This window comes from Pedobacter miscanthi (assembly GCF_032678605.1).
Classification (GTDB): domain Bacteria; phylum Bacteroidota; class Bacteroidia; order Sphingobacteriales; family Sphingobacteriaceae; genus Pedobacter; species Pedobacter miscanthi_A.
In genome coordinates this window covers 1-25,609 of sequence record NZ_JAVTSU010000023.1, presented here as the reverse complement: position 1 = coordinate 25,609, position 25,609 = coordinate 1, and the positions used below count along the sequence as shown (strand labels likewise).

Genomic DNA, 25,609 nt, shown 5'->3' with positions numbered 1-25,609 from the left:
ACTAACCAAAAATTCATAAGATGATAAATAAAGTGGTATCCGGTGCCGAAGAGGCCATCAAAGATATATCAGATGGGGTAACCATCATGCTTGGCGGTTTCGGCCTGTGCGGTATTCCGGAAAATTGCATTAATGCTTTAGTCAGTAAGCAGGTGAAAAATTTAACCTGTATCTCCAATAATGCCGGGGTAGATGATTTTGGTATCGGTTTAATGTTAAAGCAACGTCAGGTAAAAAAAATGATTTCTTCTTATGTGGGCGAAAATGCCGAATTTGAAAGGCAGTTATTAAGTGGCGAACTGGAAGTAGACTTGATTCCTCAAGGTACTTTAGCCACCCGTTGTTTGGCGGCCGGATATGGCATGCCTGCAATTTTTACGCCTGCTGGTGTAGGTACAGAAGTGGCAGAAGGTAAAGAAGTGCGCAATTTTGATGGTAAAGACTATTTGATGGAATATGCATTTGATGCTGATTTTGCCATCGTTAAAGCCTGGAAAGGTGATACTGCAGGTAATTTAATTTTCAGGTCTACCAGTCGCAATTTTAATCCGGTAATGGCAATGGCAGGTAAAATAACCATTGCCGAAGTAGAAGAACTGGTAGAAGCCGGCGAGCTTGATCCTGATTATATCCACACCCCTGGTATTTATGTCCACAGGATTTTTCAGGGTAAGGATTATGAGAAGAGAATTGAACAACGTACGGTGAGGAAGTCTGGAGTTTGAAGTCGGCAGTCCGAGGTTTAATAGCAGATTAGAACATGCACTCATTCTAAACCCAGTCATTCAAGATGCACTCATTTTATCAATCAAAATTCAATCATTAAAACCTTATGTTTTCAAAAGAAGAGATCGCGCAACGTATTGCTAAAGAAATAAAAGACGGATACTATGTTAACCTGGGCATTGGTATACCAACATTAGTGGCCAATTATATTCCAAAAGGGATCAATGTGGTATTACAATCAGAAAACGGTTTATTAGGCATGGGACCATTTCCTTTTGAAGGAGAAGAGGATGCTGATTTAATTAACGCGGGAAAACAAACCATAACCACTTTGCCGGGGTCATCTATTTTTGATTCGGCCATGAGTTTTGGGATGATCCGTGCTCAAAAAGTAGATTTAACCATTTTAGGGGCCATGGAGGTTTCAGAGAACGGCGATATCGCTAACTGGAAAATTCCTGGTAAAATGGTAAAAGGAATGGGAGGGGCAATGGATTTAGTAGCCTCAGCCAAAAATATTATTGTGGCCATGCAGCATGTTAACAAAGCTGGTGAAAGCAAATTATTGCCAAAATGTACTTTGCCTTTAACCGGGGTAAAATGTATTAAAAAAATTGTAACAGAGTTGGCTGTACTGGATATTCTACCAGAGGGCGGTTTTAAACTCTTAGAACGAGCACCTGGCGTAAGTATAGAATTTATACAGCAATCAACAGCAGGGAGGTTGATTGTAGAAGGGGAGATTCCTGAAATGAGATTGGATTAAATTGACGGTTTGCGGGGATACAGACTATGCGCAAGAAAAATCGTCATTGCGAGGAGGAACGACGAAGCAATCTGTTATGCTTGCGAGTCCTGCTATAAAGATTGCTTCATCCAATGAAAAATTGGCTCGCAATGACGGTTTTTGATGTTACTGTATATCTACCAGAATACTATTTCTTAAATCATTCGAAATATCTTCGGTTATGGCAATAATCTCATCTGGCTCATTAGTGTTATTCATCACTACCTTGTTGCATTGTTCGCGATAAGGTAACAGGTATTCTTTATAGGCCGGCACAACATGGTTTTGCCATTTGTATAATACATCTTCTTCAGGGTAACCACGCTCTAAACCATCGCGTTTAATGCGGCGATCTAACGCTACCTGTTCATCGGCATCCACAAAAATGGTATGATCCAGTAACGCAGCTATTTCTTTAAAGTGCAGAATGAATAATCCTTCTACAATAATGATCGGTGCCGACTTAATTTCAAGTATTTTAACAACAGCTAATGGATTATTAAAGTTGTATTCTTTTTTATAAACCACTTCGCCGCTCATTAACTGCTTAATGTCTCTTAAAAATTGTTCGCTATCAATGGTTGACGGCAGATCGAAGTTGTACAACTTATTTTCTTCCTGTGTCATTTCACCGGCAGGGATGTAATAATCATCCTGCGATACCAGCGTTACTTCATCCTGTTTAAAATGATGAAGGAAGCAGTTTAAGAAAAATGTTTTGCCCGATCCGCTACCACCGGCAATACCAATTATAAAGGGCTTTTTGTTTGAACTCATTGAGCACTATATGTTAAATTGCAGAAAAAACGCTTGTCTAAAGCACCTAACGAATCAGCTACAGCTTTAGTCATTACAATGATAACATCTTTTGTAGATTCGTTCTCTGTAAATTTACCAACAACTTTGGCGAAAGTGGTGCGGTTGGTCATTGGGTTGGTAATTTTAATTACCCTGCCCACAGGTGCTGTACGGTGTAAAACCAGCATTTTAGTGCCATCAAGATCCTGATCTGCTATCCACACAGCAGTCCCTTTTTCTTCAATCTGGCTTAATCCGTAAACGCTTGGGTCGCGACGGAGTTTAGGATCCTTAACCATTGTACTGTCCGGCTCATTCTGCTGGTCCTCTTTTGATGCATCATTTACCGATTTTGGCTGTGGTGGTTTAGGGATGATCAGTTTTTGATCTACCTTAATATTATTATCGTCGAGTTTATTTGCGGTCCTGATCTGGTAAGCCGTTAAATTGTATTTTTTTGCAATCGAAAAGATATTCTCGCCTGTAGCTACCGTATGAATAAAGCTTTCTTCTTTTGCTGCAACAGGAGCCTCTTTCGTTTTGGTTTCAGCCTGTTTTTCTTTTGGTACCTGAACATCAGCAACAATGCCTCCGGGTACTTTTAAAACCTGTCCGATGGTAATTGCATTATCCGGAAGGTTATTCAGCGTTCTGATCTGATAAGCTGTAATGCCATATTGTTTGGCAATGGTAAAAATGGTTTCATTTCTTAAAACCGTATGTGTACCAGCTGCATCAGTGGATTTATTATCCTGCACAGGCTTTTCTTCAACAGCAGCAGAAACTACTTTATTTTCGTCGATATTTTTTGTGGCAGGGATTTTTAGTTTCTGGCCTATCTTCAGGTTATTGCCCGAAAGGTTGTTGGCTTTTTTTACTTCTTCAACGGTTGTACCATATTTTTCGGCAATTTTTCCTAAAAACTCTTTCGGCGCAACGGTATGCTCGATCATGGTTTGATCTGCAGGCGAAGGATTTGCCGCCGGCGTTTCCGCATTGTTTTTTGCCGGTGGATTTACCGGAGGAGCTGTTGCAGTTTGTTCTCCATTTTTAGCCGGGATTTTTATCACCTGGCCAATACTTAAGTTATTGCCGGTTAAGTTATTTAAGGCTTTAATCTCATTAATGGTGGTGCCGTATTTTTCGGCCAGCATGTTTAAGTTTTCTTTAGGCTTAATGGTATGTTCAATCACATTCGCATTTGAAGAAGAACTTTCCGTATTTGATGATCCGGTACCAGTGAAAGGGATATTGGTTGGTACCTTAATAATTACCCCAACCTGCAGGTATTTATTATCGTTAAAGGCCATAATATCTTTTGGCGATACGTTGTACCTTCTTCCTATTGAATAATAAGTGTCTTTTGCTACAGTTTGATGAACGATCAGTTTTTTGCCTTTATTATTTTCTACACCGATAGAGTCTCTTGCTGTATTGGCTTTGGCATTTGCAATATTCAAGGCAAATAACACTACAGCAGATAAATATATTTTATGCATTTATTTTTATGTAAATTTCTAAGTCAAAGGGAGCAATTATACGAATAATATTGTTAACCATCTTATGTTCTGTTGTTCGTTTTTACGTAAAAATAAGATGACTTTACTATCGTAATGCCGATATAATATTCATTAACAAATGTTTATAAAATTGCTGTTCCCTGCAATATTGAATATTAAACGATGTATTAAATAAGGTATTGTACAAAAGCATTATTTGAGCAAAACTTTTCTAAATTTGAGTTGTTAGGTACACATTAAAATACACCATAAATCATAATAAAATGGACGCTAAAGAAATAAGCTTAAACGAAAAAGAAGTTAAACCAGTTGTAGATCTGTTAAACGATTATCTGGCTAACTATCATATTCATTACCAAAAACTAAGAGGCTGCCACTGGAATATTAAAGGACAAAACTTTTTTACGCTTCATGTTAAATTTGAAGAGTTATATACCAATGCACAGCTTACCATTGATGAAATTGCTGAACGTGTTTTAACCTTAGGCAAACCACCTCATAGCCGATTTGCGGATTATATTAAAGAATCAAAAATTAAGGAGATTGATACCATTAGACTGAAAGATCTTGATATGGTTGATGCCATTTTAGATGATATGGCTTCGCTGATTGAACTGGAGAGAGAACTTTTAGAAGCTACCGATGCTGCCGGAGACGATGGATCGAACGATATGGTAAACCGCTTTATGCAATTTAAAGAGAAAAATACCTGGATGTTGCGCTCTTTTGCCGGGAAGAAATAATAATATAATAGTAGGTTAAGGGCCTTATATAAGTAGCTTTATTGTAAAATCTGCTTATATGAGGCTTTTTTGTTTCTTAGAAAACCAAAATATTTATCTTTGGGCATGGCGTACAAAAGTTTAGCAGAATGCGTATCCGATCTCGAAAAGCATGGTCATTTAATCAGAATTAAAGAAGAAGTAGATCCCTATTTAGAAATGGCAGCCATCCATTTAAGGGTTTACGAAAACCAGGGACCAGCATTATTATTCGAAAAAGTTAAAGGAAGTCCCTTTCCTGCAGTTTCCAATCTGTTCGGAACTTTAGAACGTTCGAAATTTATTTTCAGGGATACCTTGCCCAAAGTGCAACAATTGGTTTCGTTGAGGAACGATCCGATAAAAGCATTAAAAAATCCCTTTAAATATGCGGGTTCAGCCATGTCTGCATTGTCGGCTTTGCCGTTGAAAACACCTTCTGCAAAAAGCAAATTTTTAAAAACGAGTATCAGTCAGTTGCCGCAAATTGTAAACTGGCCAATGGATGGAGGCCCTTTTGTTACCATGCCACAGGTTTATACCGAAGATGTGGATAAACCGGGAGTATTAAATGCGAACCTGGGGATGTATCGCATCCAATTGGGCGGAAATGATTATATTCAGGATAAAGAGATTGGCTTGCATTACCAGATCCATAGGGGGATAGGGGTACATCAATCGAAAGCAAATGCTTTAGGCCAGCCTTTAAAAGTGAGTATTTTTGTTGGTGGTCCGCCTTCTCATCCTTTAGCCGCCGTAATGCCTTTGCCCGAAGGTTTGTCGGAAATGACTTTTGCAGGTGCTTTGGGTGATAGACGTTTCCGTTATTTCTACGATGATGAGGGTTTCTGTATTTCTGCAGATGCCGATTTTATCATTACCGGCACGGTTTATCCTAATGAAAATAAACCAGAAGGCCCTTTTGGAGATCACTTAGGTTATTATAGTTTAACCCACCCTTTCCCTTTAATGAAAGTGCACAACGTGTACCATAAAAAGGATGCGATATGGTCGTTTACCGTTGTTGGTCGTCCACCCCAGGAGGATACCAGTTTTGGTGCGTTAATTCACGAAATCACAGGTTCAGCCATTCCACAGGAAATACATGGTTTAAAAGAGGTTCATGCTGTAGATGCTGCTGGTGTACATCCTTTGCTTTTTGCTATTGGCAGTGAGCGTTATACGCCTTATCTGAAGGAAAGAAGACCGCAGGAGGTTTTAACAATCGCTAATCATATTTTAGGTAAAAACCAATTGAGTTTGGCTAAATACCTGTTTATTGCTGCAAAAGAAGATGACCAACAGTTAAGTACGCACCATATTGAAGATTTTATCAAACATATATTGGAGCGGATTGATTTAACCAGGGATATTCATTTTTATACCAATACGACCATCGATACCCTTGATTACAGCGGTGATGGCTTAAACAGTGGATCGAAAGTGGTAATTGCAGCGGCAGGTGATCAAAAGCGCCAACTGTGGAATGAAATACCTGAAAATCTGAAGTTAAGTGATGGTTTTTTTGAACCTAAAATTGCCATGCCCGGTGTGTTGGTTTTAGAGGGGAATAAATACCTTAATCCGGAGAAAACAGCTGCCGAAATTGCTTTGTTAAATATCGCATTAATCGATCAGAACCTGTCGGGTTTACCTTTAATTATATTGGCTGATGATGCTACATTTACTGCAGCAAATATTGATAATTTAGTTTGGGTAGCTTTTACGCGGAGTAATCCGGCAGCTGATATTTATGGAATTAACGATTTTACGATCAATAAACATTGGGGCTGTAAGTGTGCTATGATTATCGATGCACGGAAAAAGCCCCACCACGCACCCGAATTGATTAAGGATGGAGTGGTAGAGGCTAAAATTAATGAAATGGGTAAAGAGGGTGGAGCGTTATTTGGGGTGGTGTAAATAAGTGTGATTATGGAGCAGTATTCCAAACAGCTTGAAGATCATTAATGGAATTTGCAATCTTTAGTGGCGATTTACTGATGATCGCGGCACCTAAATTAATAATTGACGTAGCAATATTTATTGCCTTTTGGACACTTTGAAGCGTTTTATATGTCTCGTTAATTTGAGTAGTTATATGGTTGATCGAGGTCAGAGATTCTTTAACATCATCCATTACCAATATTGCTGATATTGTATAGAGATTATCAGCATAATTCAGAATTGTCAAATGTAATTCTTTTATCTTTTGGTAATTAGATTTGGATAATTTTTCGAAATTTTTATACCTGTAATCACCAATAGATTGAGCTAAAGCTAAAAAATTGCCTGCAAGTTGATTTACTTGTTGTGATGTTAAATTTGCCATCCTTTTATTTATTTAGTTTGTTAAATTCTGATATAATTTCACGGATATTACTTGCGTACTCTGTTAGAAGTTCTTTAACTTGCTGTTCCTTAATATTGTCAATATTGTCTACAAGCTTTTGATGTCCTTCTGCAATCTTTTTTAGTGCTTTTGAAAAGATGATTAATTCTTTCTTTTTATCTTCAATTTTTGCCAATTGCTGGTAATATGCTTCAACTGCTTTTCTTTTCTCAAACGTAGATAGTGTTTTGTCTTTAGTTAAATCAAAATAGTAGCTTTCGATTCTTTGTTTCTGGACATTTAATTTGCCAATAAGATTGTTAGATAAATTAAAATCTAAGAAACTAATTAATACGTTAAAAGGCTGATTTGCATTTATTATGTATTTTTTGATTTCCTTTTTTCTGTATCCATCGGTGAGCGCTCTTAAAATTATTTTTGAAATTTTGGAATAGGCTTCAACCTGCGGCTTTTCTATTTTGATAGACCCAAAATCATTTTCCGTCAAAGCCTTTGTAAGCTCGTCTATTTTATAATCGGTTAGTTCATTGTTAGAAAGATTAACCAAGCCATCTATATACCCTTTTGCCGCATTGTAAATCACTAAGGTTACGCTATCGGCCTTTTCGTTTAATTTACAGTCACAATCTGCAGCCTTTAAGTTTAGATCGTTAATTTTCTTGTCAAAACAATTGTCCCAACAGTTTTGCTTAAAGCTATACTTAATATCTTCAAACTGGTTAATGCTTTTTTGCGACGCTGTAGCATAATTATTAACTGGTTTAAGGCTAATACAACTGCTAAATGCTATTGGGAATAGAATAAGCATAAGCCCAATATTTCGAATTTTGTTTCTCATTTTTTTATCGTTTTGAAAATTAATTATTTAATAGTTTATTGATTAATAGTTTATTATGTGTTGCTTTTCGTTTTTTATACTAAGTGAGTTAGATAGTGATTATTACATTGACTAATCTCCTTCCTGGGTGCTGGCAGTAGGAGCAAGCAATCCCGCTAATGCCCCAATTACGGCAGAGCCGATTGAGGCTATAATGGTAATTACTTTATCAGCAGCCTGTATTTCTTTAACATTGATTAAAATGCCGGTAGTAACTATCAATAAAACAAGGCTTAATGCACTAACCACCAGCCGATATATCCAGACATCATTTTTGGGATTAGATGCTGCTTTTTTGATTAGTGTATCCTTTGGATCAGCATCAAACTGCTGCCTTAATTGAGGATTTTGGTCTAGGTCTTTAATAAAGGATTCGACTTTGTTTAATGAGAGTTTTGTCATGATTTTAGGTTTTTTGGTTTCAGATTAATTTTTCATCTTTTCATTTTGTGGGTTTATAAATGATCAGTTTTATTTAGCCATTTTTCTTAATCAAAGCTAGTTTTGAAAGCCTATCCAAATCAAGCGTGAAAACATTCGAATTTATACGCGTGAAAAGCGCAATGGGATACCGTAAAATCGCGGTATTTTAAAATAAATAGATATTGATGTAATTGGTTAAAAACTTAGTTTGAAGCTAAGTGAATGAGTTTTAAGGCTTGGTAGTAAGTTAGTTATGTACTTGTTTAACAATTGTTGATTTTCGAATTCAAATAAGGTTAGTGTATATTTAGGAACAAGTTATTTTATAAACCAAAAACTAATTAACGCTATGAAAACTTTAAAACCTTTACCAATTACCTACATTACCGATAGAGAAAGTGAAAATCGGATGAAATGGTTTGATAAATACAAATATCCGCTACTTAATGCCATTACATTAGAACAAGAAAAAAAGGAAGAATGTAGGGGGATTGATTTCTTGAGCCTTCAATCGGCAATTACTTTCTTTGGCGAACTTACCACTGGACTTAATGCGGGAGATGGTGTAAGGGTGTATTTTGCCTCTCCATCGGGTGATGGTACTGTTAATGAAGATCGTTGTGGTACACTTACGCTCATTTTTGTAAAAACGAAGGGAACATCTGATGTTCCACCTTATTTTTATATCAATGATCAGAAAACTTCTGCTCAAATTTCATCGAATGGCGCAAAAGAATGGGTTCATAATTATCAATTGCTCAAAAGAGATCGCATGTTTAGAACCCTATCCCATAACGATAGGTTAGGCGGCCATAAAGAAACCAAACATATTTGGTTTAGCTTGAAGCAAATGGAACAAACACTTGATGAAATGAAATATCAGGCTAAAGAGCATGGTCACATCGTAAGCTGTTTCGGTATCCGTTTTACCTCTTATACAAACAAAGATTATGTTTTTCTGGATTCCAAAATTCCTAGCTATAAACGAAGGGAAAGGCTAACCATTTGCTTTACTTTTATAGGTGCCAATGGTGATATCGGGATTAAAGATATCGATCCTGTAGAGTTTGCCCAAAGACTTAAATTAACAAAGGATAAAAGTTTTGGCGATACATTTGACACAGGAATACCTGCTCCACCTCCGTCAGATACAAAAGAAGCGTTAGATTCTCAGATTTAATAAAAAATTATCATGCCTATTTTAACATATTTCTATCTTACATCACTAGCTGCGGCGGTAATAACAGGATTGTTAAAACTCCGTATAAGCTTACCCATTCATTTAAAGGGCATCATTTTGATGATGCCCTATATCTTATTAGTAGAAATTGGCGCAGCTTTTTTTAGAAACTTAATTAAAGGTCAGAATGTATTGCCCCAATACAATATTGTCCTGCTGATCGAATTTTTGGTATATGCCTGTTTTTTTAAAGAAATTATTATTTCTGAATGGATAAAAAAGATAATATCCATTTTTATGGTCTTATTCCCTGTATTTTGGTATATTTCAGTATTCTTTATATTTAAGATAACAGAATGGAATAGTTATATTTTTTTGGTAGGCGGCACTTTCACTATCGTTTGGGCTTTAATTTACTGTTATCAGTTGTTAACCTCAATAGAAAATATCAGTCTTAGCCGCTGTAGCGAGTTTTGGATTGCACTTGGTATTATTATTTTTTATGCTTGCGAGGTGCCCTTTATGGGGATATACAACTTTCTGATTGTTAACTACCCTTCGTTAATTATGAACTTTCAGATCGGCCTCCAATTAACCAATATAATCATGTATTCTCTGTTTACCTACGCTTTTTTATGCATAAAGATCAATACAATGAAGTATTCTTAGCTGTTTTGCTCACTACATTTATATTTCTGATTCTCTCTATAGCGATCGTTTTCCTGATGCTCTATTTTCAGAAAAAGAAATTTCAGTATGCTAAAGAAAAGGGGGAGCTTGAAAAACAATATGGAGAACAACTCCTACAATCGCGACTCGAAATGCAAGAGCAAACTTTTGAAACGATAAGCGATGAAATACATGATAATGTGGGGCAATTGTTAAGCCTGGCTAAATTGCAGCTGAGCATTGCAGAACAAAATGAAATTATCGATAAATCGTTAATTGCCGAAATAAAGGGCAATGTTGGTAACGCCCTTACCGATTTACGGGATATTGCCAAAAGCCTCAGTACAAGTCGTATCCAGGAGTTAAGTTTGTTTCAGGCCGTAGAACAAGAATTACAGCGCATTGGCAGGGCAGGCGCAATTGTTTGCAAGGTTGAAGTAACCGGTAACGAACAGCAAATTGCAGAGCAAAAGAAAATCATCATCTTTCGGATTGTGCAGGAAAGTTTACAGAATATATTAAAACATGCCCAGGCCACTACAATTAGTGTGAGATTTAATTTTTTAACCGGGGGGGTAAAAATAACTATTGAAGATAATGGCGTCGGTTTTAGTGCAGTCGAAAAAGTTAAGATTGAAAGCGGCCTTGGACTTCAGAATATTGTAAAACGTGCTACATTGATTATGGGGGAAGCCACCATTAACAGTGTTATTAATAAAGGAACCATCATCACCATAATTATCCCTTATGTCTGATCAGATTAAAAATATAGCCCTGGTTGACGATCACGTCTTATTCAGGAAAGGATTAGCTGCATTAATCAGCTATTTTCCCGCTTACAATATCTTATTTGAAGCTGCTAACGGTAAAGATTTTATCAGGCAATTAAAAATATACGGTTTACCTGATATTGTGTTGCTCGATATTAATATGCCCGAAATGGACGGTTATAGTACCGCTTCATGGCTTCGCATCAATCATCCGGAAGTAAATATACTTGCACTAAGCACCATGGATGCAGAAACAGCCATTATAAAAATGATTACCAATGGTGCCAAAGGTTATGTATTAAAAGATGCCGAGCCAGAAGAATTAAAGCGCGCTTTTGATGAGGTAATCAGTAAAGGGTATTTTTATAATGATTTGGTTACCAGAAAGGTAATGCAGTCGCTAAGCTCCTTGTCTACAAATTCAAAACTATCCGATTTTGTAAAACTGACCGAAAGGGAAATGGAATTTTTAAAATATACCTGTACCGAAAAAACATATAATGAAATTGCCGCAGAAATGTTTGTAAGCCCGCGTACCATCGATGGTTATAGAAATTCGTTATGCGAAAAATTACAGCTAAAAAGCCGGACAGGATTGGCATTGTATGCGGTTAAAAATGGAATAGTTAAAATTTAGGTCAGTTTTAACGGCTACGATTTAATAGGCTGCTCTGATATATATAAGTCACTATTTAGTGATAATTTGAAAATCCAGATTAAAATTTAGATTTTTAGCTATATCAATCCCAATATGCTTTCAAAATTTCGCCTTATTCTAGTCTGTTTCATACTTTTTTTTGTGAATGCAATGGCGCAGGATGCAAAACTGGATAGTGTAGCATTAAATATTAATCGCTATGGTTTAAAAACGGTTCAATCCAATTTATTTATCCATTTTGATAAAAGTATTTATACCAATAATGACCAGGTTTGGTTTACCGGATACCTGCTCAAAACCATTACTGATTTAGATCAGTACCATACCCTTTATTTGTCGCTGATTAACAATAGAGACAGCAGTATCGTGCTTCAGGATAAATTTCTGATTGATAAAGGCTTTGCATTTGGGGCACTTACCTTGCCTGATTCATTACCGGGTGGCTCTTATCGTTTTGTGGCCAATACCAACATTAAAAGAAATGATAAACCAGCTGGCGAATTTGTGCAGCCCATTACCATTAAATCTACAACTGTAAATCTATTAACCGCCAGTATTTCTATTTTTAAAGCTTATGATGAGCAAAGCAAAAACGGAACAGCTTTATTAAAAGTTTTATCAAGTGATAACCGGTTTGTTGAAAATGCAGAAATCAAATATCAGATCGGTAGGGATAAACAAACTTTGTTAAACGGGACGGCTAAAAGCAGCGTTATAGGTGAACTGATGATCAACTATCCTGCAGATAAAATTACAACAGACAATAATCAGCTTCATGTTTCTATCAAAAAAGGAAAAGATACCAGGTATGTAAAGTTTAATCTTCCGGTGATAAATCGCTCAAATTATCAAATTCAATTTTATCCCGAAGGTGGCTATCTTGTTAATAATTTAATATCAAAAGTGGGTTTTGAAATTAAAGACGTGGAAGGCTCTGTTATAAAAGCGAAAGGTGTTTTGTATGAAAATGATACCGTAGTTGATACCATTCAAAGCAATTCTACCGGTATTGGTTCATTTTCAATACGTCCGTTGCCCTCCAAAAAGTATTACGTTAAACTTTTTGGGGATGTAAAGCAGGAGCGTAAGCATGCCTTACCTGCAGCACTAAAAAACGGAGCTGTTTTAACTGCAGGCACGGCAATATCGGAGAACGATTTCAGGATGCACCTCGAAGCCAACAGTAATAAAAAAGTACATGTTTTAGTCCATAATTTCTCTGATGTTTTTTTACATACGAATTTAGCATTAGCGGCCAACAAAACACAAAACATCAGGTTTAAATTAGATTCGGTTCCTGCAGGATTAAATACGGTTACCATTCTGGATAGTAGTTATAGGCCAATTGCTGAAAGAATTTTCTTTGCACATTACGATCAGCTTCCTCGTGCCGAATTATCGACCGATAAAAATGAATATGGTACCCGAGATCAGGTAAGTTTAAAATTGAATGTACTTGGGAAAGATAAAATACAGCATCCGGCAATGGTTTCCATTTCCTGCGTACAAAGCAACCGGGTTTCGGCGAATAACAGCCAGAATATTGCCGATTATTTTTATTTACAACAATATTTGAAACCGCTTCCAGGCCACCCAATGGGTTTAAAATACATCGATCAGGATTATATCAATGATGTATTGCTGGTTAAAACCTGGAGCAGGTATAAATGGCCTGAAACAAGAGTAGAAAAGCCCGGTAAAGAAGAAATACTTTCGAGCTTCGAATACCGTGGTGAAATAACCAGAAGAAATAAGCCATTGGATAAGCCGATAGAGTTAACAATTATTGCAGGAGAAAATTTGAATTTTCTGAATACTGATAGCATGGGTAAATTTAATTTACCTTTTCCCAATCTTATTGTTAAAGAATCAAAAACGCCCGTATTGTTAGGGATGGCAACAGCTAAATACAACCTGTATAAAGTTAAAATAGACGATCCGCAGGATGAACTAAAGAAATATCTGGTACAACAAAATTTAGAACAGCTACATGTAAAAGGTGATGTGTTGAGTGAAAATAATCAAAGCCTGACTTCAATTACTGGCACCAGGTTAAAAGAAGTAATGATTATAAAAAAAAAGGATGAAAGAATTGATTTTATTAAAAATTCTTACGCCAACAGGTGTGGTGATTACGTTTGCATGTACAATATTTTGAATTGTCCTAATCATATGTCCGATCCGGGTAATAAAATCCCTGTAAAAGGTAAGGTCTATAATAATGAAATTGGACTTGCCACTATGTACTCGGGATGTATGGAATATGAGTCTAAGCCCAATGTGACTATTTTGAAAGGAATAAACCTTCCTAAAGAATTTTATGCATCCGACATTGCCAATAAAAATGAACCAATTAATCTGGCTACAGTTTACTGGAATTACCAGGTGTTGGTAAATGGAGAAACTTCTTTAAGTTTTAATACTGGTGATTTGACCGGGCAGTTTAAGATTATCGTGCAAGGAGTAACTGATGGGGGAGTGGTTTATGGAGAGCAGGAGATTATGGTAAGGAATAAATAAGAAAGGCCCTGGTTTTTTAACCAGGGCCTTCTTTATATTGTATTTAAGAAAACCTAAAATCTTACTCCAAAAGTTAAGAATACGTTATTTCTATTGCTTTTTATATCTGCAACAGGCTCACTGTAATCATCTAATAAGTATGGACTTGAACTAAAATTGGTTTTATAATTTTGGTATGCTACATCAAAATAATAGTTGTCGATGCGATATCCAATACCACCAGTATAATATTCGCCCTGATAAAATTTATTATCACCACCTTTAACACCATTACCGTTTACGCCATAACCTGCACGTAAGCTCAATTCGTTGGTTACTTTAAACTCTGCACCCACTCTGTAATTAACAGCCTCCTTATAAGATGCTTTAATAAATGCATTGTTATCATTGATGGTTGCACGGTCAGATCCGTTAGAATCAGAAAAACGCATTGAAGAATAATCTACATAATCAACATCGGCAGATATTAATGCAGTACCTGCAATTACATAACTGATACCAGCAGAAGCTTTTAAAGGTGTACGTAAATTATAAGTAAAGGAATAATATTGAGTTGGATTATTTGATTTAGTTGGAGCAGTATTTGCATTTCCAGAAGTAGTGGACTGTAATGTTTCGCTGGTATTATCTTCAATGTTCATCCAGGTAGGTGTTTGGAAATTTATACCAATCCTTAATTCGCTCACAGGTCTGAAGATGGCTCCCAGTTTTAAATTAAAACCACCACCTTTAGTTTCCTGATTTCTAAAGTGGGTAAGGTTGTAATTTTCATTTCCGTTGTACTTGGGTACATTGGGTAAAGTTGCATTATCATCATACGAATTAAGAATACCAGATTCGGTAAAAGTAGCATCGCTGGTATATTTAACATTTACAAAACTTGCTGTTGCACCAATATATACTTTGTTGCCAAAGTTCAGCGCACCTGCCACGTTAAATTCTGAAGTAGAACCTAAACGTGCTTCATCCCAGTTTTGATTAAAGTTAGTGCCTGATGGCTCTGCAGAAAATTGATTGGGAAAAGTAGGGGTATTTTTATTAATTAAATAACTGTTGTAAGCATCGCCGGCTATACTATTATCAACACCATAATTATTAGCCTGCTCTGCATAAGAGTTTCTTATCGAATTATTTCTGTTAGTACCGCTGTAGTTAAAGTTATTTAGAAAATCGTTGTTACGGGTATAACTCAAGCCAAATACACTACTTACCAATCCTTTATCTACATCAGCACCTTTCATTTTGGCAGCAGGGCTATAAAATACCACACCAATGTTATTCAGGTTTAACTGACTTTTATTTGTTGAGGTATTATTTCCTAAATAAGCACTACCGTTGGATACGGAATTGAACTCAGGGGTGATGCTGAATTCTGATTTGGTAAATAAACCTAAACCAGCAGGGTTAGCGTTAATGGAACCAATATCGCCACCAACACCAATCTGGGCACCGCCCATTCCTTTAAACCTTGCCGAACTTCCGTAATTGGTTTGCGAGAAACGGAATGCATCGGGTGCGTAACTTTGAGCATATGTTGTTCCCATAGCAGCTACTGTAGCTACTAGAGAAGCTAAGATGATTTTTTTCATTTTGTGTGTTTAGAATTTTTAATTAACCTCTGCCTGCTCTTGATGGTCTCGAACCGCCGCCGCCGCCGCCACCACCTCCAGTTGAACCGCCGCCGCCGCCATTTGATGGTGGAGGTGAATAACTTGGTCTGCTTTCAGTTCTGGTAGGTTGTTGAGGGGTATAGTTTTCGTTTCTGGTTGGTCTGCTGCTTTGTGTACCTTGAGGTGCATAACCATCATTTCTGCTCGGTCTGCCGCTTTGGTTACCTTGATTTTGCGTATAACCACCTGATGCCTGAGTTCTTGATGGTCTGCCAGCATTGTTATTAGGTGCATAAGATATACCGCCATTTTGATTTACCACACCCGATCTGCTTGGTCTGCCTACATTTCCACTATTACCATTTCCATATCTTGGCACTCCTCTGTCATCGCTTCCTGGTCTTGCTCTGTAATTTCCTCTGTTGGTGTAAACTCCACCGCCATAGTATCCGCCGCCGATACCCCAGCCTCCGCCGTAATATCCGCCTCCACCCCAACCATAACGGTCGTAGTAAGAGTTAGGTCCCCAAGAGTTCCAGCCATAAGGATTATTCCATCCATAACCAGCGTTGCCATAGTAGAATGGGTTATTCCAGATACTTCCGTAGCCATATCCAAGGCCACCGCCCCAGCCACCTAAGCCGTAACCGTTGCCCCAGCCAATACCTACACCTAAATAATTAGATGGTCCGTAACTGCTGCCATAGTAATAATTATCAAAATAAGGATCGTAATAGCCCTGAAAGCTGTAACCATTGTAAAAACGGTTTATTCTTGATGAGTAGTCCATATCGTAATAAGGATTACTGGTACCATAATACTCGTCGTATTCTTGCTGACCCTGGGCCTGATACTGCTGGCCCTGTTGATTTTGAGGTTGCGGTATTATTTCAACCTCCCTGGCTTTCGCCACAGAATTATAAACATCATCAGCCGGCTTGGTTTGAGCCAATTTTGATGTAGCGCATGAAGCCACCAACCCAGCAGCAGCAATCATAACAATGGGTAAAAATTTAATTGGTTTCATTGTGTTTATATTTAGTTGTGTGTGTTCACGAAATATGATAAACAGGTTTCAAAAGTAATTAATTCTTAACTATTTAGTTGTTAAAAAATACAATGACTCACAATTGATATTAATTGTTAGTCGTTTGTAGGCATAAATTTATAAATTTGCTATCGAATTTTACACTTTTTAACACACAAATTACGTTCCAAATACATAAGATGAGTAAAGAAATTACAAGTAGAGAAGCAGATTATTCCCAGTGGTATAATGATATCGTGATCAAAGCAGACTTAGCAGAACACTCTGCGGTACGTGGTTGTATGGTTATAAAGCCCAATGGCTATGCTATTTGGGAAAAAATGCAGGCTGTTTTAGATAAAATGTTTAAGGATACAGGCCATCAAAATGCCTATTTTCCATTATTCATCCCAAAGTCATTTTTCTCTAAGGAAGCTTCTCATGTTGAGGGCTTTGCGACAGAATGTGCTGTTGTAACACACTATCGTTTAAAAAATGACGGTAACGGGAATATTGTGGTTGATGAAACTGCCAAACTGGAAGAAGAATTGATCGTTCGCCCGACTTCTGAAACCATTATCTGGAATACTTACAGAGGCTGGATCCAATCGTACCGCGATTTGCCAATATTGATTAACCAATGGGCCAATGTAGTGAGGTGGGAAATGCGTACCAGGTTATTTTTACGTACCGCCGAATTTTTATGGCAGGAAGGTCATACCGCACATGCTACAGCACAAGAAGCGATTGAAGAAACGGAGCGCATGTTACACATTTATGCCGATTTTGCTGAAAACTGGTTGGCAGTTCCGGTGATAAGGGGACGTAAATCACCAAATGAAAGATTTGCAGGTGCACTTGATACGTATTGTATTGAAGCATTGATGCAGGATGGCAAGGCTTTACAAGCCGGTACTTCGCACTTTTTAGGACAAAATTTTGCCAAAGCTTTTGATGTTAAATTTACAGGTAAAGATGGGAAATTAGATCACGTTTGGGCATCTTCATGGGGTGTTTCTACCCGTTTAATGGGTGCTTTAATTATGGCACACAGTGATGATTCGGGATTAATTATTCCTCCAAAATTAGCGCCAATACAAGTCGTTATCGTTCCGATTTATAAAAATGATGAAGATCTGGCCAAAATCTCTACATACGTAAACGAGTTAACCATGCGTTTAAAAGGTTTGGGCGTTTCTGTAAAATACGATGACAGGGATACGCAACGCCCGGGATTTAAATTTGCTGACTATGAACTAAAAGGAGTGCCAATCCGCATTGCAATCGGTGGACGTGATTTAGAAAATAAAACGGTAGAAATTGCCCGCAGGGATACAAAATTAAAACAAACCATACCACAGGATGGATTGGATATTTACATTGTAAAACTACTGGAAGATATTCAGCAAAGCATGTTCAACAAGGCTTTGGCTTATCGTGATGAACACATTACAGAAGCAAATTCTTACGAAGAGTTTAAGAAACTGTTGGATACGAAAGCAGGTTTTATTTCTGCACACTGGGATGGAACACCAGAAACAGAACAGAAAATTAAAGAGGAAACAAAAGCGACGATCCGTTGTATTCCTTTAGAGAATAAACTGGAAGATGGCGTTTGTATCTATTCTGGTCAACGGTCTATTCAGAGGGTATTGTTCGCAAGAGCGTATTAGGTGAGTTCTGAGTTGGGAGTTGGGAGTCTCCGGGCAAGCGATTCAAAGGTGAGTTTAGAATCGTTAGTCGGAAGTTTTAACCTTATAGCTAAGGGTTTAATGTGTTAATTAGACAGGAGATTTGAGACATGAGATTAACTTATCTTGTGTGCCGGATCCAAATAATTTAAAATAGATGGGAGATTTGAGGCATTAGATTTGAGATTTACATCTCACCTCATGTCTGAAATCTCCTATCTCAAATCAAAAAAAAAATGAAATTCGCAACTAAAGCCATACATGCAGGCCAGGAGCCTGATCCAACAACGGGTGCGGTAATGACCCCGATTTATCAAACGTCAACCTATTGGCAAAAATCACCGGGCGATAATAAAGGCTACGAATACTCCAGGGGAACTAACCCTACACGTAAAGCTTTGGAAGATTGTTTGGCCGCTTTAGAGAATGCTAAATATGGTTTGGCTTTTTCGAGCGGGATGGGTGCTACGGATGCGGTACTGAAGTTATTGCAGCCTGGAGATGAAGTGATTACCGGAAACGACCTTTATGGTGGTTCTTATCGGATTTTCACTAAAATTTATACTAAATATGGCATCAAATTCCACTTTTTGGACCTTTCGAAGCCAGAAAACATGTTGCCTTACATTAACGATAAAACTAAGCTGGTTTGGATTGAAACACCAACAAATCCAACCATGCAGATTATCGATATTGAAGGAGTTGCCAAAATTACCAAAGAGAAAAATTTAATTCTTACGGTTGATAATACTTTTGCTTCGCCATATTTACAAAATCCAATTGATTTAGGCGCTGACATCGTTATGCATTCGGTAACCAAATATATTGGCGGACACTCTGATGTGGTGATGGGCGCTTTGGTAACCAACGATGAGCAATTGTATAAAGACCTTTGGTTTATTTACAACGCCTGTGGTGCAACACCAGGTCCACAAGATGCTTTTTTGGTTTTAAGGGGGATTAAAACACTTCACTTAAGAATGAAAGCGCATTGCGCAAATGGTGAACGTATTGCGCATTACTTAAAAACACATCCAAAAGTGGATAAGATTTACTGGCCGGGTTTTGAAGACCATCCTAACCATGATGTTGCTAAAAAACAGATGCGTGGCTTTGGAGGTATGATTTCGATTACGCTGAAAGGAGCCGACCTGCAAGAAACATTCAGGATTTCATCTAATTTTAAGGTGTTTACCTTGGCTGAATCATTGGGTGGGGTAGAATCACTGATCAATCATCCTGCTACCATGACACATGGCTCGATCCCGAAAGAGGAAAGAGAAAAAGTTGGTGTTACTGATAACCTGTTGCGTTTAAGCGTAGGGGTAGAGGATATCGATGATCTTTTAGAAGATCTGGCAAATGCATTAGCGTAATGTTAAATCATGCTAAGGCACGAAGCATCCCTTAAGCGGGAGCAGATGCTTCGTGCCTCGGCACGATAGTTATGTGGTAAATGCTATTCGCGTTTAATCAAAATACATGCAATTTCTAGAACTGAAAAATTTTCTTGACAGTAAAGTTGATCAGTACAACCAGCCCAATTTTATAGCGAACGATCCCGTTTGTATTCCGCATTTTTTTGAAAAAAAGCAGGATATAGAAATATCAGGTTTCTTTGCAGCAATTTTGGCCTGGGGGCAACGGAAAACCATCATCAATAAATGCAGGGAGCTGCTTAACCGAATGGATAATGCGCCATACGATTTTGTGCTCAACCACACAGATGATGATTTAAGACGTTTGCTGAACTTTAAACACCGCACCTTCAACGATACGGATCTGCTCTATTTCATCTCATTTTTTAAACAACATTATCAACGTTTTGATAGCCTGGAACAGGCTTTTGTTCCGCAGGGGGATTTCCGTTCAGCGTATCTGGAGGTTACAGCAGAAGGGCGGGAAGCAGCATTATCATCTGCTGTTTGTTATGCTGCTGAACTCAATTTTTCGATTGAGCAGGCACTTAACCATTTCAGGTCTTATTTCTTTTCGTTGGAAGATTTTCCACACCGCACTAAGAAACACATCTCTTCTCCAAAGCAAAAATCGACCTGTAAACGTTTAAACATGTACTTGCGGTGGATGGTAAGAACAGATAACAATGGCGTTGATTTCGGGATTTGGAATACACTTCAACCGAAAAACCTGATCTGCCCATGCGATGTACATGTAGACCGCGTAGGAAGGTTATTAGGTTTGATTAACCGGAAGCAGACTGATTGGCTGACTGCAGTGGAATTAACCGAAAATTTGAAGCAGTTTGATCCAAACGATCCTGTGAAATACGATTTTGCGTTGTTTGGATTGGGCGTAGAAAAGGTGTTTTAGTGTTGTTGAAACCGGATAAATTGAAAAAAATTCTTTTTTCAATTCTAATCTTCCTATACTTACTTAGTAATTGCAATTTTTTTTTGTAATTATAGTCTATCCCAATCGTTATCTCTATGCTAGCAGTTAATTTATCCGATGAAGATAGGTGGAAAAAATACAATAACTTTTCTCCTCTAGTCTCGATTTTTAAAAAATTTCATCCCCTTAATGCTGAAATTGAAAAACGCATCAACCAGCATACATTTCCGGTAAGTTATAAAAAAAATAAATTCCTGGTTTCTCCGGTAGACCGTAATAAGTTCCTTTTTTTAATTATAAAAGGAGTGGTTCGGGGTTTTATTAAAGATGGCACTACTGAGATTACCACCTGGATTGCCAAAGAAAATGAGGTGATTGGTACCATCCGTAATTTGTGGATAGAAGGCGATTCGGAAGAGTACCTCCAGGCCCTGGAAGATGTTGATTTAATTGCCATACCGCACGTTTTATCGGAGTATTTATACGAAAATTTTGCTGAGGCTAATATTGTAGGCCGGAAGATGATGGAGCTTTACTATCGTTCTGCCGAAGAGCGGGCTTACCTTTGTCGCATTTCTTCAGCAGAGAAAAGATACAAACGTTTTCTGGTGTCTTTTCCTGGTTTAATTAACCGGGTTTCGTTAAAACATATCGCTTCATTTTTAGCCATCAGGTTAGAAACCCTCAGCAGAATCAGGGCTAAAATTTAATACTCCGCTTGTAGTAATTTCCTTGTTTTTTCTTAATTAAGATGGGTTAAAATGCTGAAACATTTTAGCCTTTTTTTTGTTTCCCGAAATTTCAAATTTTCAGGTTAACTGTAGGATAAATAAGTCAAGTTGTTATATAGTTGTTGATTATTGTCAAAAAATGCTACCCGCTGCAGGTGGTCGAAATTGTACCCTTTGGGAGCTAATTTCTTTTTTTGCCTTGTTTGTAGTATTGGAAAGACAGTTTTTGGTTGCTTTGGTATTAAAAACACAGTCAATTTTAGCTCTTTTTGCCACTTGCAGGAGTGTAAAAAATAATATACTTTTGCCGCCCTTAAAAACGAGGTTTTTTTATAGCGTCTATCCCTTCAAAAGTGTTTTATAATCAGCGTATATACGTTGTTTTTTACTGCATTTCCTAAAGAGAATCCTTAGCTCATAAATGGCCTTTTTAGGAAGATTTTGTGCTCATCGGATGAGAACAATTTTATGTAGTAATAACCCTATTATCCCAATGGGAAGAATGAATAAATTTAAACAACGCTTTTTCAACAGTTTTCAGAAAGAAACATGGTTTAAACTAATGGTTTTGCCTTTGCTTTTACTTGTTGCTGTCTCCTCAGTTAGTGCACAAACTTATAAGAAACATTATATCGCACCTGCGCCATGGCAATACTTTACCGTGGCAAATGAACTAATCGTTTCTACGGTGAGTACAACACCTATTTCTGTAACGGTAAAAAAGAGCGATGGAACTTTAATTACTACGCTAAATAACGTGGTGGCAGGTTCTCCGGCGAAATACAGATTTGCGGGTACAGTTACCAGTTTTCCTTATTTTAGTTTAAATACGAATATTAATGCTGCAGGACTGATTGTAGAAGCTGCTTCAGCAATCAGTGTTAACATCAGGAATGTTGCATCCGATCAAAGTAACGACGCCTATATCAAAGGAAACTCTTCCCTGTTCAGCTTTGGTGATGCTGCCATTGGAAATAAATTCAGGGTAGGTTATTATAGGGATGGTGAGATTTACACCAGCAATAACCCTGATTATAACATCAGACAGCATTACGTGATTTACAGTGTGATGGCTATCGAAAATAATACTGTAGTAAGCATAAATGGTGTAGCAACCACGACCTTAAATGCGGGACAGAGTTATTTGTTCAATGCCAATATGGGATCGTTGGTAGAAACATCTGGTCCTGCGGTGATGAATACCAATGCCCAGTTTGATGCACCTACTTATTCTACTGAATGTTATGACAGTGCGAGTAACCCGGTTCCGCCAATAACAGCCCTGGGGAATGAATATGTGGTGGTTAGGGGAGCAGGAAACAATATTGCCGAACAAACTACGGTAATTGCATCAGAGGCGAATACTTCAATCACGGTTTATAATTTTAATACTGCTGGTGTTTTACAGAGTACAAACACCTATAATTTAGTTGCTGCAGGTAGTTTTGTTACTTTTCCGAATGGAATTGCCGGAGCTGGAAACATCAACGGACAAGATGGGCAGGTTTATTCTGCAAGTAGGATTGTAGCCAATAAAAATGTAGTGGCCTATTCTGGTACCGCACAAAAATGTGAGGTTGATGTGGCAACACTTGCACCGATATCTTCCTGCGGAGGATCGAAAAGGGTAGAAACGGTTAAATTCCGTGATTTAAACGAAACGACGAATCTGCCTTATTTTTCTTATATCATTTTACAGGATCCTACTGCTCCTGTTTTATTGTCGACTGATAATGGTTATACCAATAAAAATATAGAAACTATTCCGGGTGTAGGTATCAGAAGACAAATGGGTTCTACCGGTCAATATATCATTGATTTTGATGATACGGAAATAGGAACACCAGGGGTAATTACCTTAACCAGTACAGCAAGGCTAACGGTTAATATGGTTCAGCAGGGTGGGGGTTTTTCGATGTCGAACTTTCTCTCGCCTTTTCCTGAAAAAGCTTTAAAACCAACTTTCACACAAAGTGATTGTGCTTCGGCATTGTTAACAGCCGACCCTTCGAGCGTTGCACCTTTTCAATGGTATTTAGATGGAACGGCTATTGCCGGCGCCACCAATAATACTTATGTGGCACCGGTTTCGGGAACTTATACGGTTACCTCGAAATTAGATTGCGGAATGAGTGCACAATCTTTACCTGTTACGGTTGCTTTGTGTAATGTTGATCTGATTGCAGGTAAAACCGTTAGCGATTCATCGCCAGGTATTGGTACAACTGTTGCTTTTACGGTAACCGTTAAAAATTCGAATGTTGCATCTGGTACAGTTACGGGCACTGGTAATGCCATTGGTGTTTCTGCTACAGATTTATTGCCTGCGGGATATACTTTTGTTTCGAGCACAGCCAGTGCCGGAACTTCATATAATGCATCTACAGGTTTATGGTCGATAGGGCCGATGGCTGCGGGTGAAACCAAAACATTAACCATTAATGCGAAGGTTGTTTCATCAAGTGTTGCCAATGCGTATAAAAACACGGTAACTGTTACCGGACCTCAAAATGATCCGGTTTTAAGCAATAATACAGCATCTGCAATGGTAACGCCATCTACAATATCGTTATACAGTGGCAATGATGCGCAGGTAGTTTGCGCGGGAAGTGCGATAACTGATGTTGTGTATCAAATGCCCGCTTCTGCAACTGCGGGTAATGTAAGTGTTGATAATTTACCACTGGGTATTGGTGGCACCTTTGATCCGGCTACAAAAAGATTCACCATCTCAGGTACCACGAGTATATTGTTACTGGCTACAACTGTATATACTTATACCGTTAAATCAGGTTCAATTACTACTGAAGGTAGAATAACTGTTATGGCCGCACTGGGTAATCCTTCATTTACACGCGGTTCTTCTTCAAGCAGGTGCCAGGGTGCGGGAACGGATAATTATAGCGCTACTGCGGCAAATAACACTTCAATAACTTATAGTTTATCTCCTTCAACTGCAGGGGTAATTAATGCTTCAACAGGTGATGTAACCTGGTCGGCCAATTATAATGGTACTGCAACTATTACGGTAACGGCAGTTAATAGCTGTGGAACTAAAACGGCAACACATACGGTAACGGTAACCTCAACGGGCACTATAGCAGGAACTGCGACACAGTGTTCAGGATCAAATGGAACATTAACGTTAAGCGGGGCTCCTGCCACGGTAGTACGTTGGGAATCATCAACAGATAATGGTATCAGCTGGACTACGATTTCGAACACGACAAAAACTTTAAATTATAGCAATATTGCAATTACGACGATTTACAGGGCAATTGTATCAGGAAACGGTTGTACAAATGCGATATCGGGAACTGCTACAGTAACGGTAACGCCTCGTCCGGTAATTGCCAATCAAACTTATTACATCTGTAAAGCTGGAAGTTTTACTTTTGCTCCGGTTGATGTGCCAAATGGTACAACTTATACCTGGGCGAGCCCGGTGCTTTCTTCTTCAAATATTACAGGAGGAACTGCTGGATCAGGCCAGCTTTCGATCAATCAGACTTTAAGCAACTCGGGTACCACTTTGCAAACGGCAACTTATACGGTAACGCCTACCTACGCATCGTGTAGTGGAAATTCATTTACCATAACGGTATATGTGGTACCAACGCTTACGGCTTCTGCAACGGGCAGCACCATCTGTTCGGCAACACCATTTAGTATAACACCAAATAGTAATGTAAACGGAACGAGTTATACCTGGACTGCTGCTTTGGTTAACGGAACTGCAACTGGATTTTCAAATCAATCAACAGCGGTAGGAGCACCAATTTCGCAAACTTTATTAAATACTTCGGGTGCTGATGCTACGGTAAGGTATACCGTAACGCCAGTTTATAATGGCTGTACCGGAGCAACATTTACTTTCGATATTATTGTAAGGACTGCCACGCCTGCACCTACAGCAAGTAGCCAGACTTTCTGCGAAATCTCAAATGCCACGGTTGCCAATTTAGCGGCAACAGGAGCGGGAGTAAAATGGTACTCACAGGCTTCAGGTGGAACAGCTTTGACTTCAACAACTGCTTTAACCAATGGAACCTATTATGCAAGTCAAACGGTTAATGGTTGTGAGAGTGCTACACGTGCTTCTATTACGGTAAGCATTACTGTTACAGCAGCACCTACAGCAAGTAACCAGACTTTT

At 38.1% G+C, this 25,609-nt stretch carries 21 protein-coding genes; 14 read left to right on the top strand and 7 right to left on the bottom strand.

Annotation, left to right across the window (positions count from 1 at the left end):
* Positions 1-20: 20 nt before the first annotated feature.
* Together R2R28_RS25180 and R2R28_RS25175 are read left to right on the top strand one after the other, a co-directional pair.
* Positions 21-725 carry a CoA transferase subunit A gene (locus R2R28_RS25180; protein ID WP_316828415.1) on the top strand — a complete coding sequence of 235 codons (705 nt, stop codon included), beginning with the start codon at positions 21-23 and terminating at the stop codon, positions 723-725.
* A 107-nt stretch (positions 726-832) separates the two neighbouring features.
* The gene (locus R2R28_RS25175) at positions 833-1,492 is read left to right on the top strand and encodes a CoA transferase subunit B (protein WP_187594345.1); all 660 of its coding nucleotides are present in this window, start codon (positions 833-835) and stop codon (positions 1,490-1,492) included.
* Between the two features lie 147 nt (positions 1,493-1,639).
* Here the strand turns inward: R2R28_RS25175 and R2R28_RS25170 are convergent, their stop codons facing one another.
* Together R2R28_RS25170 and R2R28_RS25165 are read right to left on the bottom strand one after the other, a co-directional pair.
* Positions 1,640-2,290, bottom strand: coding sequence for a uridine kinase (locus tag R2R28_RS25170; RefSeq protein ID WP_316828414.1), 651 nt, complete (start codon positions 2,288-2,290; stop codon positions 1,640-1,642).
* Positions 2,287-3,810 (bottom strand): LysM peptidoglycan-binding domain-containing protein, encoded by a 1,524-nt coding sequence (locus R2R28_RS25165; RefSeq protein ID WP_316828413.1) that lies wholly within the window; start codon positions 3,808-3,810, stop codon positions 2,287-2,289. Before R2R28_RS25165 ends, R2R28_RS25170 begins: the two co-directional genes overlap by 4 nt.
* Before the next feature lie 284 nt (positions 3,811-4,094).
* Between R2R28_RS25165 and R2R28_RS25160 the strand changes: the two genes are divergently transcribed.
* Together R2R28_RS25160 and R2R28_RS25155 are read left to right on the top strand one after the other, a co-directional pair.
* Positions 4,095-4,574 (top strand): DNA starvation/stationary phase protection protein, encoded by a 480-nt coding sequence (locus R2R28_RS25160; protein ID WP_316828412.1) that lies wholly within the window; start codon positions 4,095-4,097, stop codon positions 4,572-4,574.
* A 105-nt stretch (positions 4,575-4,679) separates the two neighbouring features.
* Positions 4,680-6,515, top strand: a complete 1,836-nt coding sequence (locus R2R28_RS25155) for a UbiD family decarboxylase (RefSeq protein WP_316828411.1) — start codon at positions 4,680-4,682, stop codon at positions 6,513-6,515.
* A 10-nt stretch (positions 6,516-6,525) separates the two neighbouring features.
* Here the strand turns inward: R2R28_RS25155 and R2R28_RS25150 are convergent, their stop codons facing one another.
* The 3 genes from R2R28_RS25150 to R2R28_RS25140 all read right to left on the bottom strand — a co-directional run bounded on the left by R2R28_RS25150 (position 6,526) and on the right by R2R28_RS25140 (position 8,224).
* Positions 6,526-6,924, bottom strand: a complete 399-nt coding sequence (locus tag R2R28_RS25150; RefSeq protein WP_316828410.1) for a hypothetical protein — start codon at positions 6,922-6,924, stop codon at positions 6,526-6,528.
* A gap of 4 nt (positions 6,925-6,928) precedes the next feature.
* Positions 6,929-7,783, bottom strand: a complete 855-nt coding sequence (locus tag R2R28_RS25145; protein WP_316828409.1) for a hypothetical protein — start codon at positions 7,781-7,783, stop codon at positions 6,929-6,931.
* Positions 7,784-7,894: 111 nt separating this feature from the next.
* Positions 7,895-8,224, bottom strand: a complete 330-nt coding sequence (locus R2R28_RS25140; RefSeq protein WP_316828408.1) for a hypothetical protein — start codon at positions 8,222-8,224, stop codon at positions 7,895-7,897.
* 370 nt (positions 8,225-8,594) lie between these two features.
* Here R2R28_RS25140 and R2R28_RS25135 point away from each other — a divergent pair, with 370 nt between their 5' ends.
* The 5 genes from R2R28_RS25135 (at position 8,595) to R2R28_RS25115 (ending at position 14,042) form a co-directional block, all read left to right on the top strand.
* Positions 8,595-9,425, top strand: a complete 831-nt coding sequence (locus R2R28_RS25135; protein WP_316828407.1) for a hypothetical protein — start codon at positions 8,595-8,597, stop codon at positions 9,423-9,425.
* Positions 9,426-9,437: 12 nt separating this feature from the next.
* The gene (locus R2R28_RS25130) at positions 9,438-10,094 is read left to right on the top strand and encodes a hypothetical protein (protein WP_316828406.1); all 657 of its coding nucleotides are present in this window, start codon (positions 9,438-9,440) and stop codon (positions 10,092-10,094) included.
* A complete protein-coding gene (locus tag R2R28_RS25125) occupies positions 10,061-10,849 on the top strand; it encodes a sensor histidine kinase (protein ID WP_316828405.1) in 789 nt (262 codons plus the stop codon). The genes R2R28_RS25130 and R2R28_RS25125 overlap by 34 nt, the downstream gene beginning before the upstream one ends.
* Positions 10,842-11,501 carry a response regulator transcription factor gene (locus R2R28_RS25120; protein WP_316828404.1) on the top strand — a complete coding sequence of 220 codons (660 nt, stop codon included), beginning with the start codon at positions 10,842-10,844 and terminating at the stop codon, positions 11,499-11,501. The genes R2R28_RS25125 and R2R28_RS25120 overlap by 8 nt, the downstream gene beginning before the upstream one ends.
* A gap of 114 nt (positions 11,502-11,615) precedes the next feature.
* A complete protein-coding gene (locus R2R28_RS25115) occupies positions 11,616-14,042 on the top strand; it encodes a hypothetical protein (protein WP_316828403.1) in 2,427 nt (808 codons plus the stop codon).
* A 53-nt stretch (positions 14,043-14,095) separates the two neighbouring features.
* On the opposite strand, the gene R2R28_RS25110 is transcribed toward R2R28_RS25115, so the two are convergent.
* Together R2R28_RS25110 and R2R28_RS25105 are read right to left on the bottom strand one after the other, a co-directional pair.
* A complete protein-coding gene (locus tag R2R28_RS25110) occupies positions 14,096-15,631 on the bottom strand; it encodes a hypothetical protein (RefSeq protein WP_316828402.1) in 1,536 nt (511 codons plus the stop codon).
* A 22-nt stretch (positions 15,632-15,653) separates the two neighbouring features.
* On the bottom strand, positions 15,654-16,679 hold the full coding sequence (locus tag R2R28_RS25105) for a hypothetical protein (protein ID WP_316828401.1): 1,026 nt from the start codon (positions 16,677-16,679) through the stop codon (positions 15,654-15,656).
* Positions 16,680-16,879: 200 nt separating this feature from the next.
* On the opposite strand from R2R28_RS25105, the gene proS reads away from it, so the two are divergent.
* The 5 genes from proS to R2R28_RS25080 all read left to right on the top strand — a co-directional run.
* Positions 16,880-18,352 (top strand): proline--tRNA ligase, encoded by a 1,473-nt coding sequence (gene proS, locus R2R28_RS25100; RefSeq protein WP_316828400.1) that lies wholly within the window; start codon positions 16,880-16,882, stop codon positions 18,350-18,352.
* Positions 18,353-18,606: 254 nt separating this feature from the next.
* Positions 18,607-19,746 carry a cystathionine gamma-synthase gene (locus R2R28_RS25095; protein WP_316828399.1) on the top strand — a complete coding sequence of 380 codons (1,140 nt, stop codon included), beginning with the start codon at positions 18,607-18,609 and terminating at the stop codon, positions 19,744-19,746.
* Between the two features lie 106 nt (positions 19,747-19,852).
* On the top strand, positions 19,853-20,701 hold the full coding sequence (locus tag R2R28_RS25090; RefSeq protein ID WP_316828398.1) for a TIGR02757 family protein: 849 nt from the start codon (positions 19,853-19,855) through the stop codon (positions 20,699-20,701).
* 116 nt (positions 20,702-20,817) lie between these two features.
* Complete coding sequence (locus R2R28_RS25085; protein ID WP_316828397.1) at positions 20,818-21,432, top strand: Crp/Fnr family transcriptional regulator; 615 nt, start codon at positions 20,818-20,820, stop codon at positions 21,430-21,432.
* A gap of 523 nt (positions 21,433-21,955) precedes the next feature.
* Positions 21,956-25,609 (top strand): PKD-like domain-containing protein (locus R2R28_RS25080; protein WP_316828396.1); only part of this gene is annotated, 3,654 nt, incomplete at its 3' end.

Coding starts and splice junctions, on each gene's coding strand:
- R2R28_RS25135 (WP_316828407.1), top strand. CDS start 8,595: ATGAAAACTTTAAAACCTTTACCAATTACCTACATTACCGATAGAGAA.
- R2R28_RS25110 (WP_316828402.1), bottom strand. CDS start 15,631: ATGAAAAAAATCATCTTAGCTTCTCTAGTAGCTACAGTAGCTGCTATG.
- R2R28_RS25170 (WP_316828414.1), bottom strand. CDS start 2,290: ATGAGTTCAAACAAAAAGCCCTTTATAATTGGTATTGCCGGTGGTAGC.
- R2R28_RS25090 (WP_316828398.1), top strand. CDS start 19,853: ATGCAATTTCTAGAACTGAAAAATTTTCTTGACAGTAAAGTTGATCAG.
- R2R28_RS25115 (WP_316828403.1), top strand. CDS start 11,616: ATGCTTTCAAAATTTCGCCTTATTCTAGTCTGTTTCATACTTTTTTTT.
- R2R28_RS25155 (WP_316828411.1), top strand. CDS start 4,680: ATGGCGTACAAAAGTTTAGCAGAATGCGTATCCGATCTCGAAAAGCAT.
- R2R28_RS25180 (WP_316828415.1), top strand. CDS start 21: ATGATAAATAAAGTGGTATCCGGTGCCGAAGAGGCCATCAAAGATATA.
- R2R28_RS25130 (WP_316828406.1), top strand. CDS start 9,438: ATGCCTATTTTAACATATTTCTATCTTACATCACTAGCTGCGGCGGTA.
- R2R28_RS25145 (WP_316828409.1), bottom strand. CDS start 7,783: ATGAGAAACAAAATTCGAAATATTGGGCTTATGCTTATTCTATTCCCA.
- R2R28_RS25165 (WP_316828413.1), bottom strand. CDS start 3,810: ATGCATAAAATATATTTATCTGCTGTAGTGTTATTTGCCTTGAATATT.
- proS (WP_316828400.1), top strand. CDS start 16,880: ATGAGTAAAGAAATTACAAGTAGAGAAGCAGATTATTCCCAGTGGTAT.
- R2R28_RS25085 (WP_316828397.1), top strand. CDS start 20,818: ATGCTAGCAGTTAATTTATCCGATGAAGATAGGTGGAAAAAATACAAT.
- R2R28_RS25105 (WP_316828401.1), bottom strand. CDS start 16,679: ATGAAACCAATTAAATTTTTACCCATTGTTATGATTGCTGCTGCTGGG.
- R2R28_RS25160 (WP_316828412.1), top strand. CDS start 4,095: ATGGACGCTAAAGAAATAAGCTTAAACGAAAAAGAAGTTAAACCAGTT.
- R2R28_RS25175 (WP_187594345.1), top strand. CDS start 833: ATGTTTTCAAAAGAAGAGATCGCGCAACGTATTGCTAAAGAAATAAAA.
- R2R28_RS25140 (WP_316828408.1), bottom strand. CDS start 8,224: ATGACAAAACTCTCATTAAACAAAGTCGAATCCTTTATTAAAGACCTA.
- R2R28_RS25150 (WP_316828410.1), bottom strand. CDS start 6,924: ATGGCAAATTTAACATCACAACAAGTAAATCAACTTGCAGGCAATTTT.
- R2R28_RS25095 (WP_316828399.1), top strand. CDS start 18,607: ATGAAATTCGCAACTAAAGCCATACATGCAGGCCAGGAGCCTGATCCA.
- R2R28_RS25120 (WP_316828404.1), top strand. CDS start 10,842: ATGTCTGATCAGATTAAAAATATAGCCCTGGTTGACGATCACGTCTTA.
- R2R28_RS25125 (WP_316828405.1), top strand. CDS start 10,061: ATGCATAAAGATCAATACAATGAAGTATTCTTAGCTGTTTTGCTCACT.